Origin of the sequence: Enterocloster aldenensis, assembly GCF_003434055.1 — a bacterium.
GTDB classification, from domain to species: domain Bacteria; phylum Bacillota; class Clostridia; order Lachnospirales; family Lachnospiraceae; genus Enterocloster; species Enterocloster aldenensis.
Genome location: NZ_QVEX01000003.1, coordinates 91,294 through 107,007, shown reverse-complemented (window position 1 = coordinate 107,007; position 15,714 = coordinate 91,294). Strand labels below are relative to the sequence as shown.

Here is a 15,714-nt window from a genome sequence, read left to right as displayed (position 1 = left end):
GTTACAAGTGCAAATAATACCTTACTTTATCAAGGATGTCAATAGGTTTCGATGAAAAAATTTGCGTACAGAGGACATTTGTTTTTACAGGACGGACTTTCTTTGTGGAAAATGTTTGCCGTCCCCGGCCAATCCTACAGCAGGTGCACCGCCACCACCAGTCCTGCAAATACAATGGACACCATGGATGTGAGTTTAATCAGGATATTGATGGACGGCCCGGAGGTATCCTTAAAGGGGTCGCCTACCGTGTCACCGATAACCGCTGCCTTGTGCTGCGGACTGCCCTTTCCCCCGTAAGCGCCGCCCTCAATGTACTTCTTGGCATTATCCCAGGCCCCGCCTGCATTGGACATCATCACGGCCAGCACAAAACCGGTCACCGTGTTGCCTGCCAGAAGTCCTGCCACGCCCTGAGGCCCCAGCAGAAGCCCCACTGCCACGGGAACCGCCACCGCCACCATGGCCGGTGCGACCATAAGCCTCTGGGCCGACCTGGTACACATATCCACACATGCGCCGTAATCCGGCTCGGCCTTTCCTTCCATCAGCCCGGTTATCTCCTTAAACTGCCGCCGCACTTCCACCACAATGGACTGGGCCGCCTCGCCCACCGCCTCCATGGTCAGGGATGCGAACAGGAAGGGAAGCATGCCGCCGATGAACAGTCCGATCAGCACCGGAGGATTGGTGATGGACAGGTCCAGATCCAGTCCCGGCGCGATCTGCCTTACTTTGTCAATATAGGACGCAATCAGGGCCAGGGCCGTAAGGGCCGCGGAACCGATGGCAAATCCCTTGCCGGTGGCAGCCGTGGTGTTGCCCAGGGAGTCCAGGGCATCTGTCTTACGTCTGACATCCCCGGGCATATGGGTCATCTCAGCAATACCTCCCGCATTGTCCGCCACCGGGCCATAGGCATCCGTTGCAAGGGTAATCCCCAGGGTGGACAGCATTCCAACAGCGGAAACGCCCACGCCGTAAAGCCCTGCGTTAAAGTCACCCTTGCCTCCTGCGCAGAAATAACTGACCAGGACCGAAATCCCCACAACGACAACAGGCCCCACCGTGGACATCATTCCCAGGGACAGTCCGCTTATGATGACCGTGGCCCCGCCGGTCTCACTGGAGGCAGCAAGCTTCCTGGTGGGTGAATAGGAATCTGATGTATAATATTCCGTGATGGCGCCGATTGCCACACCTGCAGCCAGGCCGGACAGAATGGCCGCATATACCCCCATCTGTCCCGGAAGCAGGATGCGGATGGCAAAAAAGGCTGCAATCACCACCAGAACGGCGCTGATATAGGTCCCTGTCCTCAGGGCTGTCAGCAGGTTTTTCTGGGTCGCGTCCTCCTTTGTGTTCACGAAAAATGTTCCTGCAATGGATGCAACCACGCCCAGGGCAGCCAGCGTCATGGGCACAGCCACTCCCCTGACGCCGTAGCCCGCGGCCACTGCCAGGGCGGATGTGGAAACAATGGAACCAACATAGGACTCGTAAAGGTCAGCGCCCATTCCGGCCACATCGCCTACGTTATCCCCGACATTGTCAGCAATCACTGCCGGGTTCCTGGGGTCATCCTCGGGAATGCCCGCCTCCACCTTGCCCACCAGGTCCGCCCCCACATCCGCGGCCTTGGTAAAAATGCCTCCGCCCACCCTTGCAAAGAGGGCCATACTGGACGCACCCATTCCAAAGGTCAGCATGTTGGCTGTTATCTGGGCAATCCGTTCCCCCTCAGGCAGGGCGCCAAAGGCCATATTCAGTATGAAATACCACACAGTCAGGTCAAAAAGCCCCAGGCCGACCACCGTGAACCCCATGACGGATCCGGCAGAAAACGCAACCCTCAGGCCCTTGTTCAGGCTCTCCGAAGCGCCCTGGGCGGTCCGGCAGTTGGCCATGGTAGCCGTCCTCATGCCGATGAAACCGGACAGTCCGGAGAAAAATCCTCCTGTCAGGAAAGCAAAAGGTGTAAAAAAACTCAAAAAGCCGCAGATTGCCATTCCCATAAGGATGACAAAAACCGCGGCAAAAAATATTCCTACGCCTTTGTATTGACGCTTCAGATACGCATTAGCACCTTTCTGTACCGCGCTGGAGATTCCCAGCATCTCTTTGCTGCCCCCGGGTTCCTTCTTAACCCTGAAAAACATACAGGCTGCAAAGGCCAGTGCGGCCAGCGAACCGACAGCCACATAATACATAGCATACATAACACCCCTTCTTTCTCAATGTGCAACAAGTTATCCAACGATTCACCCTAATTATAAGATATTCATCGACACTTTTCAATATGTAACCTATTTTTTCTTGCAGATCATCGTATCATTATCTGTGCAAAGAGGAAGGGGCGTCCATTCTCCCCGGACGGGGTGCGGACGGCGCCTATGAATGTTCAATCACGCCTCAGGGTGTGTTTGAACATTCATTCCGTCAGCTGTGCCATCTGTCCATTTACGGATTCCTCGCAGGAACGCATGGCAAGGATAGCCTTCTCCATCAGTTCCTCCAGGCTCCATCCCAGGGCTTCTGCCCCGTCCTGGATTACATCCCTGGAACATCCGGCGGCAAACCGTTTATCCTTGAACTTTTTCTTCAGGCTGGACACCTCCATGTCCATCACGCTCTTAGACGGACGCATCCTGGCCGCTGCGCCAATGAGCCCGGTCAGCTCGTCCACTGCAAACAGTATCTTCTCCATCTGGTGTTCCGGCTTAATGTCCACCATGATGCCATACCCATGGCAGCAGACCGCACGGATGAAATCCTCCTCTGCCCCCGCCTCTTTCAGCAGCTCAGGCGCCTTGATGCAGTGCTCCTGCGGATACATCTCAAAGTCAATGTCATGAAGCAGACCCACAAGACCCCAGAAGTCCGCCTCATCCCCAAAGCCCTGGTCCTGGGCAAACCATCTCATGGCCCCCTCAACAGTCAGTGCGTGAAGGATGTGGAACGGCTCCCTGTTGTATTTCTTCAGTGCCTCCAGCGCCTGTTCCCTGGTCAGTTTTGTTTCCATAATCAAGATCTCCTTTCTTCCTGCCCGGTCCCTCCCGGCACTCCATTGGGGATCCGGGAAAATGCTACTTTCCAGTATAACACCATGATGCAAAAAATCAAGAACGGGTTGGGGAACGCGGCCTTTTTGCTTTTAGGCAAACTAATGGTTGACGGATGCTGTTTTCCTTCTATATACTGACCTTATGCAATAACGGCCAGTATCCTGTCCGGCCGGAACTTCAATCAGACTTATGATCAGGGAGGTACCATATGATATACCGTTTAGCAGACAAGGATGACCTGCCCCGGCTTCTTTCCATGGTGGAGCAGGCCAAGGTTTCTTTCCGGGCCAGGGGCATCGGCCAGTGGCAGAAGGGGGACCCGGACGGTCCGGGGCTTCTTGCGGCCATCGGCCGGAAAACCGTCCATGTGCTGGATGAGGAAGGGCAGGCCATCGGAATGATAACCGTGGTCCAGGGGCCGGAGGCCAGTTACAGGGACATAGACGGCGCATGGCTCAATGATGGGCCATACGCTGCCTTCCACCGCGTATGTGTGGAAGAAAACCACAAGGGCCAGGGACTGGCCGCCAGGCTGTTCGCAGAATCGGAGGACTTTGCCAGGTCCCAGGGATGGCGTAATGTCCGGATAGACACCCATCCGGACAACCTTTCCATGCAGCGTGCCCTGGAAAAAAGCGGTTACCGCCTATGCGGCAGCCTGATCCTGCAGGAAGGGACGGAAAAAGGGGATCTAAGGCTGGCTTACCAGAAAGTGCTCTGAACTGATATCCTGATTCCCCACCACAAACAGGGAATGCCCGGCCGAAACCAAGTCAGCCGTGTATTCCCTGTTTCCATGTCCAATCCAGCCCTTCATACATCACTTAATTACAGCTGGAAGTATTTTACTCCTGATTCGAATATCTTCATATCCTGTTCCCCGTAAATGTTAATGGCCACCGATTCCCCGCGCCGCTCAGAGTGGGCCATCTTGCCCAGGATGCGTCCGTCCGGGCTGGTGATGCCCTCTATGGCCATGTAGGAACCGTTGGGGTTCCAGTATTCGTCCATGGTGATATTGCCCTCATGGTCCACGTACTGGGTTGCCACCTGTCCATTGGCCATGAGCCTGTGGAGCCATGCCTCATTGGCAACAAAACGTCCCTCGCCGTGGGATGCCGGGTTGCAGTATACGCCGCCAAGCCCTGCTCCTGCCAGCCATGGGGATTTGTTGGACACTACCTTGGTATATGCCATCTTGGAGACATGGCGCCCAATGGTGTTCATGGCAAGGGTTGGCGAATCCGGTCCCTGCTCCACGATCCTGCCTTCCGGCACAAGCCCCAGCTTGATCAGGGCCTGGAAACCGTTGCAGATGCCAAGCATCAGTCCGTCACGCTCATTTAACAGCTTTTCCAGTTCCTCCTTCATCACCGCGTTGCGGAATACGGTGGCAAAGAACTTGGCTGAACCTTCCGGCTCATCCCCTGCGGAGAATCCTCCGGGGAACATCACGATCTGGGCGCCCGCTATGGCTTTCCTGTACTCGTCAACGGACTGCCGGATATCCTCAGCGCCCAGGTTCCTGAACACCTTTGTAACCACCTTTGCCCCTGCCCGCTCAAATGCCTTTGTGCTGTCATACTCGCAGTTGGTGCCCGGGAATACAGGAATGAATACGGTTGGCTGCCCCAGCTTATGGTCACATATATACACTGCCGGACTGCGGTAAAGCTTTTCTTCCAGGACGGCCTCCCGGCCGCAGGCAGACCTGCCCGTAACAGTGGGGAACACGTCCTCCAGCGTGCGGGTCCATGCATGGAGGGCTTCATCCATGGTGATGACCGTGCCGCCGTACTCAAATACGCCGCTGTCCGTCACCTCGCCAATGACCGTGTATGGGATGGAAAGCTCCCCTGTCCTGCCTTCTGCAACTTCGCAGACAATGTTGCCCCATCCTGCCCCGAAGAAGTCCCTTGGGTCCACATTATGCTCTATCTTCACACCCAGCTTATTGCCGAATCCCATCTTGCTCACTGCCTCTGCCAGGCCGTTTCCTTCCACTGCATAAGCGGAAATGATCCGGCCGGCCAGGATATCCTCACGCAGCTTTGTGTACCCCTCCATTACCCGGCCGTAATCCGGCAGGTCGTACCGGTCCCGTGCAATCCTGAATTCCACAATCCTGCTGCCTGGTTTCTTAAACTCAGGCGTAATGATATGCCTGCTGCTGTCCACATCCACCGCAAAGGACACAAGGGTTGGCGGCACGTTAATCTCGCCTTCTTCCGTGTCAAAGGTGCCGGACATGCTGTCCTTGCCTCCAATGGACCCAAGGCCAAGGCCAAGCTGCGCGCCATAGGCGCCCAGAAGGGCTGCAAAAGGCTGGCTCCATCTGGACGGGTCGGAGTTCATCCTGCGGAAATATTCCTGGAACGTGAAATGGATCTTGCTGCAGTCGCCGCCTGCGGCCACAATCTTGGCGACCGAGGACACCACTGCATATACGGCTCCGTGGTACGGGCTCCAGCTGGAAAGGTACGGGTCAAACCCATAACTCATCATGGTCACCGTATCCGTGTGTCCCTTCAGTACGGGCAGCTTTGCAACCATGGCCTGCGTCTCGGTCAGCTGGTACCTGCCTCCGTAAGGCATGAACACGGAGCCTGCCCCGATGGAGCCGTCAAAGCGCTCCACCAGACCCTTCTGTGAGCACACATTAAGTCCTGCCAGCATTTCCATCCATTTTGCCTTTACATCCCCCGTTTCCCTGCGCTCAAAGGGATTGCCCTCACGGTTTGGCACTTCCAGGGTCACGTCTGCTTCCTGGTGGGCGCCGTTGGTGTCAAGGAAGGCCCGGCTGATATCCACAATAATCCTGCCCCTCCAGCTCATCACCAGGCGCGGTTCTTCCGTCACCACTGCCACGGTCACTGCTTCCAGGTTCTCCTCAGCGGCATAGGCCAGGAACCGGTCCACATCCGCCGGGTCAACCACAACCGCCATCCTTTCCTGGGACTCGGAAATGGCGATTTCCGTTCCATCCAGACCCGCGTATTTCTTCGGCACCTTGTCAAGATCAATCTTAAGCCCGGCAGCCAGTTCCCCGATGGCAACCGACACGCCGCCTGCCCCAAAGTCATTGCACTTCTTTATGAGGCGGCTCACCTCCGGGCGGCGGAACATCCTCTGGATTTTGCGCTCCGTGGGGGCATTTCCCTTCTGCACCTCTGCGCCGCACACTTCAATGGACGCCGTGGTGTGGACCTTGGAGGAACCGGTGGCCCCGCCGATGCCGTCGCGGCCCGTGCGTCCGCCCAAAAGGATGATGATATCACCCGGGTCGGAAGTCTCACGGATTACATCTTTTCTGGGGGCAGCGCCCATAACCGCGCCGATTTCCATCCGCTTCGCCACATAACCCGGATGATATACCTCTTTTACATATCCGGTGGCAAGACCAATCTGGTTGCCATAGGAGGAATATCCCTGGGCAGCGCTGTTTACGATTTTCCTCTGGGGCAGTTTGCCCTTTAGCGTCTCGCTTAATGGTTTTGTGGGGTCTGCTGCCCCGGTCACGCGCATGGCCTGGTACACATAGGTACGGCCTGACAGCGGGTCACGGATGGCCCCGCCCAGACAGGTGGCGGCGCCGCCAAAGGGTTCAATCTCAGTGGGATGGTTGTGTGTCTCATTCTTAAAGTTAACCAGCCACTCCTCCTGCACACCGTCAATTTCCACGGGCACCACGATGGAGCAGGCATTGATTTCATCGGAAACCTCCATATCCGTAAGTTTTCCATCCCTGCGCAGCTTCCTCATTGCCATCAGGGCCAGGTCCATCAGGCAGACATACTTATCGTCCCGCCCCTTATATATCACTTCCCTGTCAGCCAGGTACTGCTTATATGTATCCTCAATGGGTTCCCTGTAATCCCCGTCCGTAAAGCTTACATTCTTAAGTTCAGTGGAAAACGTGGTGTGGCGGCAGTGGTCGGACCAGTATGTATCCAGCACACGGATTTCCGTTACGGACGGATTCCTGCGCTCTTCCTTTTTATAATATGCCTGGATATGGAGGAAATCCTTAAAAGTCATGGCCAGGTTCAGGGTATCATAAAGAGCCTTTAACCCTTCCCGGGAAAGATCCGTAAAGCCGTCAAAATCCTTAATATCCTCCGGCACCTCAAACCCGGTCACCAGGGTTTCCGGTTTCCTTTCCTCTGCCTCACGGCTGTCCACCGGGTTGATGCAGAAGCTTTTGATGGCAGCTTCCTGGTCCCCGGTCAGGGGCGCGGTGATTACATAGGTGGCTGCTGTCCTGATGACAGGCTCCTCGTCTTCCTTTAAAAGCTTGACGCACTGCTCGGCGGAATCCGCCCTCTGGTCAAACTGTCCAGGCAGGTATTCCACGGAAAATACAAGGTCACCCGGATTCTTTGGGAATTCCTCCTCATATACCTCGTCCAAGGGCGGCTCGGAAAAAATGGTCCCCAATGCCTTCCTATATGTTTCCTCCGACAGGTTCTCAATATCGTAACGGATTAAAACACGCACATTCCTCACATCATCCAGTCCCAGGTAGCTTTCTAACTCTTCCCTCAGCTCGCCTGCCTTAACTGCATAGTCCGGTTTCTTCTCCACAAATATTCGCCTTACGCTCATTTAGCAACCTCCTGCTTTTTGTGACCTTCTATATTGATACAGCCAAAAGGGACCAATGCCCTTTTATCTGTACTTATCATATCACAAGTTATATAAATTAGTAAAATTAATATATTTAATCTTTTTTCACATGTTTTCTTATAAACAATCTCCTGTATCCATGTTGCCTCCTGCAGATTAACTGCAGATCATCTGCATATCATCTTCAGATTCCGCGGAAACTATTATGGCACACATACGTAAATTGTGCTATACTAAAATGGTATGTGGTTAATTTTAGGACAGGGAGAATACAGAAGAAATGAAAATCGGATTTGATAACGAAAAATATCTGACCATGCAGTCAGAACACATCAAAAAGCGGATTGGGGAATTTGGCGATAAGCTGTATCTGGAATTCGGCGGCAAACTCTTTGACGATTTCCACGCCTCCAGGGTGCTTCCGGGCTTTGCCCCTGACAGTAAGCTGCGTATGCTCCTTCAGCTGGCCGACCAGTCCGAGATTGTCATCGTCATCAATGCGGCTGATATTGAGAAGAATAAAGTGCGCCATGATCTGGGCATTACCTATGATGAGGATGTGCTCCGCCTGATCCAGGAATTCAGGGACAAGGGCCTGTATGTGGGCAGCGTGGTGATTACCCAGTACAGCGGCCAGAACGGCGCCGACCAGTTTAAGGCCAAATTAGAGCACAGGGGCATCAAGGTATACCGCCACTACTGCATCGAGGGTTATCCCAGCAATATCCCCCTGATTGTCAGCGATGCGGGCTTTGGCATGAATGATTATATAGAGACCACCAGGCCGCTGGTCATCATCACGGCTCCCGGACCCGGCAGCGGCAAGATGGCCACCTGCCTTTCCCAGCTCTATCATGAGAACAAGCGGGGAATCAAGGCCGGATATGCCAAGTTTGAGACATTTCCCATCTGGAACCTTCCGTTAAAGCATCCGGTGAACCTGGCCTATGAAGCTGCCACGGCGGACCTTAACGATGTAAACATGATTGACCCCTTCCACCTGGAAGCTTACGGCGAAACAACTGTCAACTATAACAGGGATGTGGATATCTTCCCTGTGCTCAACGCGATTTTCGAAGGGATTTACGGCACCAGCCCTTACAAATCCCCAACGGACATGGGCGTCAACATGGCAGGCTTCTGTATCATTGACGACGATGCCTGCCGTGAGGCCTCCAACCAGGAAATCATCCGCCGGCATTATCATGCGCTGAACCGCCTTGCCATGGAGGAAGGGGATCAGGATGAGGTCTATAAGATCAACCTCCTCATGAACCAGGCCAAGATCACCACTGCCATGCGCCGCGTCATTGCCCCCTGCATGGAACGTGCCCAGAAGCTGGGTGCTCCTGCGGCAGCCATGGAACTGGATGACGGGCAGCTGGTGACCGGCAAGACCAGCAGCCTTTTAGGCGCTTCCGCCGCCCTGCTGCTGAACGCCATCAAGGTATTGGGCGGTATTCCCCACAATGTACACCTGATTGCCCCATCCGCGATTGAGCCCATCCAGACCCTTAAGACCCAGTACATGGGCAGCAAGAACCCACGCCTTCACACGGACGAGGTACTGATTGCCCTGTCCATGAGCGCGGCCACGGACAGTACGGCCAAAAAGGCCCTGTCCCAGCTCCCCAAACTGCGGGGCTGCCAGGTACACACCTCTGTCATGCTGTCTGACGTGGATATCAAGGTCTTTAAGAAGCTGGGCGTGGAGCTTACATCCGAACCGGTCTATGAGCACAAGAAGCTGTACCATTAAGATATATGGATTAAGATATACGGATTAAGATGCACCGGATTAAAACAGGGCTGCAGCCCCACTGGAAAAGCCAGCGGCCGCAGCCCTGTTTTTAATTTACCGTCCTGCTACTTTTTCTCCACATCCGTGTAATACAGGTGTCTTGGAAGCCCGTCCGTCATGATTGGGGTAAGTTCTGCCTGGATTAAAGGACGTATGTAATTCACAAATTCTTCCGTCACATAATCCCCATCCTGATTAATCCATTCCCTGGGCACCTTTTTCTCCACATTGGCAACCTTATGCACGTCATAGATATCCGTGACGCACACATAAGGGTCGTCGGAAACCCGTTTGAGGATGACCATCTTGCCGGTCTCCCCTTCAAAGGCCTCCTTCACGGCCGCCCCTCCAACCTGGAACGCCTCCGTGATATCCACCCTGGAGACAATATGGGACGCGCATCTTTGAAGTGAGTTAAACTCAATGGCCCTGGTCTTGCAGCCAACCTCCCGGTTGATTTTCTCCGCCAGGTATCTGGCTGTTCCGGTCAGCTGTTTATGTCCAAAGGCATCCACAAACTCAATCCCCTCTGTCAGTTCGCAGACATAACGGCCGTCCGCCAGCTTCACGCCCTCTGATACGGCAACCACCACCGATTTCTTGCGCCGGTGGAGTCCTTCCACCTTCTTCATGAAAGCATCCACGTCAAAGGTAACCTCGGGAAGGAAAATCATGTCCGGCCCCCCGCAGTCCTCACCCTTTGCAAGCGCGGCCGCGCCGGTGAGCCATCCCGCGTTCCGTCCCATGATTTCCAGGATGGTCACGTTCTGCTGGTCATAGACAAGGCCGTCCCGGATTACTTCTTTTGTAATGGCGCCAATGTACTTGGCCGCGCTTCCATATCCAGGCGTGTGGTCCGTTGCCGCAAGGTCATTGTCAATGGTTTTCGGCACGCCCATGAAACGGATCTTACTGCCATTTAATAAGGAGTAGTCGGACAGCTTCTTAATGGTGTCCATGGAATCATTACCGCCGATATAGAAGAAATACTCCACTTCCAGCCCGTGAAGGATTTCAAATATCCTGTCGTAAACAGTCCTGTCCTCACATATCTCCGGAAGCTTGAAGCGGCATGAGCCAAGATAAGCGGAAGGGGTCCGTTTTAAAAGCTCAATGTCCAGATCCGTCTTGATGTGGTCAGACAGATCCACATACCGCTCCTGCAGCAGGCCCTGGATTCCGTGAAGCATGCCGTATACCTTCCTTGCCCCTCTGTCCCTGGCAGTTTTATAGACCCCTGCCAGGCTGGAGTTAATCACTGCTGTAGGTCCTCCGGACTGTCCTACGATTACATTGCCTTTAACCTCTGTCATAAGAATACCTCCCATATTTAATTGTAAGCGCTTACAAAACTATCTCCATTTTAATATACCCTGGGGTCTGTTTGAAAATTCAGTCCAGGTGGCTGCAGTCATTCAGGTCCACCAGGCGGCAGGCCCCGGATTTCGGGTCATAGTCCATGGTGGTAATGCTTGCATTGCTGACCACAATCTCCTTGGCCTCGGGCTGGCCCTCCAGAAGATGTACGATAAAGTGGGCCAGCGTCCCGCCATGGGCCACCACTGCCGTGTCCCCCTTCATCCCTGACCGTATCATGTCCCAGGCCTGGCGGCAGCGTTCATCCACCTGGTTCAGCGTCTCTCCGCCCGGAGGCGCCACCGTGGCGGGGTGCTGCCACCAGGACTCATACAGTTCCCTGTCCGTGGTCAGTATATCTTCGGCGCTGCGGCCTTCCCAGTCCCCATATCCGATTTCCATCAGCTGTGGCACTGCCTTGACCGTAAGGCCCAGGGGGCCTGCTATGGCCTCTGCCGTCTCCATGGCCCGCTTCTGGGGACTGGAGTAGACAGATGCCACCGGGCGGGATTTCATGCCATCTGCCAATGCCCTGGCCTGCCTGCGTCCCATATCATTAAGCGGGATATCCTGCCTTCCCTGTATCTTGCCCTCCACATTCCAGTCCGTCTGTCCATGGCGTATGATATATAACTTCATGATCCAGTTCCCCCTACCGTTCTTCCATGCTCCATCCATCCTTAATGGGATTGGAGGAATCCGTGTCATCTTCTGTTTCCCCCAAGGCCCGGCCTTCCCCATTGACTGTCAGGGCGTCCAGTGCCAGCTTCATGATGTCCTTGATTTCCTCTTCCGTCATCTTCATCTTGGCAGCCAGTTCCTGGAGCGTGGCCTCCCGGCCCAGTTCCTTGGCCATCATCTGTGATACGGTCTGGAGTACATTGACCCTGGCAGCCATGTTTTCTTCTATTTCGGCTTCCGCTCTCTGTTCCTCAAGGGCCAGTTCCACGGCCTCCCTTACCCTGCGCTCCACAAGTCCGTCCCATGGCTCGCTTTCATCATATTCAATGGCCGCCAGCATCAGGGCCGTATTGGCTTCCTGGACAATATCGGACATGGGCAGCTCCCTGCCCTCATACCCTGATACCAGATCCAGCACATGCCTTAAACTGCCTTCCACCAAACGGCTGCGCGCCCCTGCATCCCCCCGGGCCGTCTCTTTTAAAAGAGCCTTTTTCTCCTGCTCGGTCAAAGGCGTGATACCGCCCATCTCTTCCAGATACATTTCATAAAAATTTTCTGCCATCTCAATCCTTATTCCTTTCAAGATATGTATTAGGATAATCCATCCACTTGTAGAAGTCAAGCAATCGGACAGAAACCTCTTTACAAACCCTTGTCCATCGTGATAAGATAGGCTTAGTTTATAAGGAGGACTTAATAATGGATATTAACTATGAACTATATAAAGTATTTTACCATGTTGCAATTACACTGAGTTTTTCCGAAGCGTCCAAACAGCTTTTCATCTCCCAGTCAGCGGTGAGCCAGTCCATAAAAGTCCTGGAGAAAAAGCTGAACCAGCCTCTTTTCATACGGAGTACCAAAAAAGTGCAGCTCACGCCCGAGGGCGAGATTCTGTTAAAACACATCGAACCAGCCATGAACCTGATTAAGCGCGGTGAGAACCAGCTTCTGGAAGCCCACACATTAAACGGCGGCCAGCTGCGCATCGGCGCCAGCGACACCATATGCCGTTACTATCTGGTGCCCTACCTGAATCAGTTCCACAAGGAATTTCCCAACATACACATCAAGGTAACCAACCAGACCTCCATTGAATGCGCCCGCTTCCTGGAAAACGGACAGGCCGACTTCATTGTGACCAATTATCCCAACTCAGCCCTGGCCGGCAACATGAACACCCGGGTCATCAATGAATTCCATGACGTATTCGTGGCCAGCCGGGCTGCCTTTCCTTTGGAAGGAAGGAAGCTGGGGCTGGAAGAGCTTCTGGACTACCCCATCATGATGCTGGACCGCAAGAGCACCACCAGCGAGTTCCTGCATCAGATTTTCCAGAAACGCCAGCTGGACCTGGTTCCTGAGATTGAGCTGTCCAGCAACGACCTTCTCATCGACCTGGCCCGTATCGGACTGGGGATTGCGTTTGTCCCGGACTTCTGCATCCCTGCAAAGGACAGGAACCTGTTCATCCTGGATTTAAAGGAACAGCTTCCCTCCCGGCAGATGATGGTGGCCTACAATGAAAGCCTGCCTGTTTCCCAGGCAGCCAGACAGTTCATGGATATCCTGTAGAGCGCCGTTCCCTTCCGGCACATGTTAAAAGCGGTTCCAGAACCGTTCCACTGCCTGGCCCACATTGTACCGGCTGACCACTGTATAGGAGCCCCATTCCCTTGGAAACATGGCCACATATTCCGGGCGCAGGAACCGGTCGTCCAGCAGGGCAATCACGCCCTTGTCATGGATGGTCCGTATGACCCGGCCGGCCGCCTGCATCACCTTGTTCATTCCCGGATACTGGTAGGCATAATCAAACCCACAGCCGCCGTGTCCGTCAAAATAATCCCTGAGGATTTCCTGCTCCGTATTCACCTGGGGCAGGCCGGTCCCGATAATCACGGCGCCAATCAGGCGGTCCTCCTTAAGGTCAATTCCCTCTGAAAAGATTCCCCCCATCACACACAGGGCCGCCATGGACTGTTTCCGTTCCCCGTCAAAACTTCTCAGGAAGTCCTCCCTCTCCTCCTCTGTCATGCGGTTCTTCTGGGCCAGCCATGTAAAATCCAGCCCGACCTCCTCCTGCCGTCTGGCAAGGACCTCCTCAATGGCGTGAAGATATTGGTAGGAGGGGCAGAACACCATGTAATTGCCTCTTTTCCCCTCCACGATCCTGCATATATAGTCTGCAATCTTCTCGTATTCATAGGGGCCTCTCCGGCTGTAGCGGCTGCTTACATCGCTGGCAGCCAGCACCAGGCGGTTTTCCTCAGGGAACGGGGACCTGGCATAGACCGCGTATTCCTCCTGGCTGCCGCTGAGCAGTTCTTTGTAGTACTGGATTGGCAGCAGGGTCGCTGAAAAGAACAGGGTGCTGTTCCCGCGGTCCAGGCATTCCTTCAGGTTCACAGCCGGATTCACGCACAATAGCTTTACCATGAAATGCCCGTCCGGCAGAAGCCTTGCATAAATCCTGTAATTGTCATCCAGCCTGTCATAGATATACAGGAAATCCCGGACAGCAAAGTAAAACTCCAGCACCAGGTCCCTGTCCCCAAACTCCACGTTCTCATTCATGAAACTTTCCAGCTCGCCGAACATGGTCATGAGCTGAAGGGCCAGCAGGTTCACATCCGGCAGCAGCTCATAGTCGCTTCCAAGGACCTGGCGGTGGATTATTCCCTCCGCGTCCTCCGAACCGTACGACCTCTTTAGGTCCAGGAACTTCTGGTTTAACTTGTCCAGCTGGGTCAGCACCTTTCCCGCGCCTGTCTGGGACTTGAGGATCCTCCTGACCAGGAGCACGTCTTCCTTCACCAGGCTGGCGCTGTACATCTCCCTGGCCCGGGCCACCAGGTTATGGGCCTCGTCCACCAGGAACAGATATCCCTGCCCCGGCTCCCCCTGGTCAAAATACCGCTTCAGCCTCACATTGGGGTCAAACACGTAATTGTAATCACAGATGATCCCATCCACCCAGTTGCTGATATCCAGGCAGAATTCAAAGGGGCATATCTGATACCGCCCTGCATATTCCAGGACCTTCTCCCTTGTAATCCCGTCCACATCCCCGATGATCTCATAGACCGCGTCATTGACCCTGTCATAATGCCCCTTTGCCCTTATGCAGGCCTGGGGATTACAGTCCGGCTTCTCCATGATGCACAGCTTTTCCTTGGCAGTGATGGTCACTGTGTTAAAATACAGCCCGCTTTCCTTCCTGAGGATGGAAAACGCATCTTCTGCCACACTTCTGGTAATGGTCTTGGCTGTCAGGTAAAACAGCTTCTCCCCATGGCCCTCCCCCATGGCCTTCAGGCTGGGATAGATGGTGGAAAGGGTCTTGCCCACACCGGTGGGTGCCTGTATGAACAGGTTCCTCTTTCTTGCAATGGACCGGTATACATCCACTGCCAGTTCCTTCTGCCCATCCCTGTAGGGATAGGGAAAGGGAAGTTCCTTTAAGCATTCCTGGCGCCGCATGTTGTGATGGCAGATGTACCTGGCCCACTTCACATACTCATGTATCAGCCCTTCAAACCAGACGGACAGGTCCGCGCTGCTCCTCTCCTCCTTAAAACGCCTGATTTCCTCTGTCTCTATATTGCAATAGGTAATCTGGATGCCAATGGTGTCAAGCTTGTTATCATAGCTGTAAAAATATCCATAGCACAGGGCCTGGGCCAGATGCACCGGGTCCGGCTCCTCCAGCCGGCCCACATCCATGTAGATGCATTTAATCTCATCAATCACAACGCCGGCCGGCTCCGTGATGATTCCGTCCGCCCTTCCTTCCACCAGGATTTCAAACATATCCTCCCGTACCCTGTGCTTTAAAACCACTTCCGGGCGGTAACTGCTTCCCATCCGTTTCTGTATCTTCCGGTGCAGCCTGCCGCCAGCCTGCATGGCCTCCTTCTTGGCCCCTGCCGTCCTGCGGTTGTCTAAATCACCACTTCGCATCACGAATTCCACCAGATTACGTACGGATATCTTGATTGGCGGCTGTGCCTGTGTCTGTCCGTCCAAATCCGCTACCTCCTTGCTGCCGGCTGAGGGCGCAAGGCGCCGCCCGGATAAATACGCGTACAGCACCTGCCCCATCAAACAATCTTACGATATCATACCATAAAAACAGGAGGATTGCAAACAGACGTTCGCAATCCTCCTGATTCAGCCCGC

General features: G+C 54.3%; 10 protein-coding genes. 3 read left to right on the top strand and 7 right to left on the bottom strand.

The genetic code is table 11. The features are described 5' to 3' along the window. Positions 1–134: 134 nt before the first annotated feature. Positions 135–2,219: a sodium-translocating pyrophosphatase gene (locus tag DWX59_RS08830; RefSeq protein WP_117558183.1), complete on the bottom strand. Its 2,085-nt coding sequence runs from the start codon at positions 2,217–2,219 to the stop codon at positions 135–137. A gap of 212 nt (positions 2,220–2,431) precedes the next feature. Continuing rightward, positions 2,432–3,022 (bottom strand): hydrolase, encoded by a 591-nt coding sequence (locus DWX59_RS08825; RefSeq protein WP_117558180.1) that lies wholly within the window; start codon positions 3,020–3,022, stop codon positions 2,432–2,434. A 251-nt stretch (positions 3,023–3,273) separates the two neighbouring features. Between DWX59_RS08825 and DWX59_RS08820 the strand changes: the two genes are divergently transcribed. Next, a complete protein-coding gene (locus DWX59_RS08820) occupies positions 3,274–3,786 on the top strand; it encodes a GNAT family N-acetyltransferase (protein ID WP_117558178.1) in 513 nt (170 codons plus the stop codon). Positions 3,787–3,893: 107 nt separating this feature from the next. On the opposite strand, the gene DWX59_RS08815 is transcribed toward DWX59_RS08820, so the two are convergent. Next, on the bottom strand, positions 3,894–7,670 hold the full coding sequence (locus tag DWX59_RS08815) for a phosphoribosylformylglycinamidine synthase (protein WP_117558177.1): 3,777 nt from the start codon (positions 7,668–7,670) through the stop codon (positions 3,894–3,896). Positions 7,671–7,971: 301 nt separating this feature from the next. Between DWX59_RS08815 and DWX59_RS08810 the strand changes: the two genes are divergently transcribed. Then, positions 7,972–9,450, top strand: coding sequence for a DUF1846 domain-containing protein (locus DWX59_RS08810; protein WP_117558175.1), 1,479 nt, complete (start codon positions 7,972–7,974; stop codon positions 9,448–9,450). 107 nt (positions 9,451–9,557) lie between these two features. Here the strand turns inward: DWX59_RS08810 and DWX59_RS08805 are convergent, their stop codons facing one another. The 3 genes from DWX59_RS08805 to DWX59_RS08795 all read right to left on the bottom strand — a co-directional run bounded on the left by DWX59_RS08805 (position 9,558) and on the right by DWX59_RS08795 (position 12,094). After that, positions 9,558–10,805 (bottom strand): 6-phosphofructokinase, encoded by a 1,248-nt coding sequence (locus DWX59_RS08805; protein ID WP_117558173.1) that lies wholly within the window; start codon positions 10,803–10,805, stop codon positions 9,558–9,560. Between the two features lie 79 nt (positions 10,806–10,884). Then, on the bottom strand, positions 10,885–11,487 hold the full coding sequence (locus DWX59_RS08800) for a histidine phosphatase family protein (RefSeq protein WP_117558171.1): 603 nt from the start codon (positions 11,485–11,487) through the stop codon (positions 10,885–10,887). 13 nt (positions 11,488–11,500) lie between these two features. After that, a complete protein-coding gene (locus tag DWX59_RS08795; RefSeq protein ID WP_117558169.1) occupies positions 11,501–12,094 on the bottom strand; it encodes a sigma-70 domain-containing protein in 594 nt (197 codons plus the stop codon). A 137-nt stretch (positions 12,095–12,231) separates the two neighbouring features. Here DWX59_RS08795 and DWX59_RS08790 point away from each other — a divergent pair, with 137 nt between their 5' ends. Then, on the top strand, positions 12,232–13,107 hold the full coding sequence (locus tag DWX59_RS08790) for a LysR family transcriptional regulator (protein ID WP_117558167.1): 876 nt from the start codon (positions 12,232–12,234) through the stop codon (positions 13,105–13,107). Between the two features lie 24 nt (positions 13,108–13,131). Here DWX59_RS08790 and DWX59_RS08785 read toward each other — a convergent pair whose 3' ends face one another. Further along, positions 13,132–15,495, bottom strand: a complete 2,364-nt coding sequence (locus DWX59_RS08785; protein WP_117558628.1) for an ATP-dependent DNA helicase — start codon at positions 15,493–15,495, stop codon at positions 13,132–13,134. Between the last annotated feature and the right edge of the window lie 219 nt (positions 15,496–15,714).

What these genes read in the sequence shown, in the direction of transcription:
- DWX59_RS08830 (WP_117558183.1), bottom strand. Translation starts at nt 2,219, where the DNA reads ATGTATGCTATGTATTATGTGGCTGTCGGTTCGCTGGCCGCACTGGCC.
- DWX59_RS08825 (WP_117558180.1), bottom strand. Translation starts at nt 3,022, where the DNA reads ATGGAAACAAAACTGACCAGGGAACAGGCGCTGGAGGCACTGAAGAAA.
- DWX59_RS08820 (WP_117558178.1), top strand. Translation starts at nt 3,274, where the DNA reads ATGATATACCGTTTAGCAGACAAGGATGACCTGCCCCGGCTTCTTTCC.
- DWX59_RS08815 (WP_117558177.1), bottom strand. Translation starts at nt 7,670, where the DNA reads ATGAGCGTAAGGCGAATATTTGTGGAGAAGAAACCGGACTATGCAGTT.
- DWX59_RS08810 (WP_117558175.1), top strand. Translation starts at nt 7,972, where the DNA reads ATGAAAATCGGATTTGATAACGAAAAATATCTGACCATGCAGTCAGAA.
- DWX59_RS08805 (WP_117558173.1), bottom strand. Translation starts at nt 10,805, where the DNA reads ATGACAGAGGTTAAAGGCAATGTAATCGTAGGACAGTCCGGAGGACCT.
- DWX59_RS08800 (WP_117558171.1), bottom strand. Translation starts at nt 11,487, where the DNA reads ATGAAGTTATATATCATACGCCATGGACAGACGGACTGGAATGTGGAG.
- DWX59_RS08795 (WP_117558169.1), bottom strand. Translation starts at nt 12,094, where the DNA reads ATGGCAGAAAATTTTTATGAAATGTATCTGGAAGAGATGGGCGGTATC.
- DWX59_RS08790 (WP_117558167.1), top strand. Translation starts at nt 12,232, where the DNA reads ATGGATATTAACTATGAACTATATAAAGTATTTTACCATGTTGCAATT.
- DWX59_RS08785 (WP_117558628.1), bottom strand. Translation starts at nt 15,495, where the DNA reads ATGCGAAGTGGTGATTTAGACAACCGCAGGACGGCAGGGGCCAAGAAG.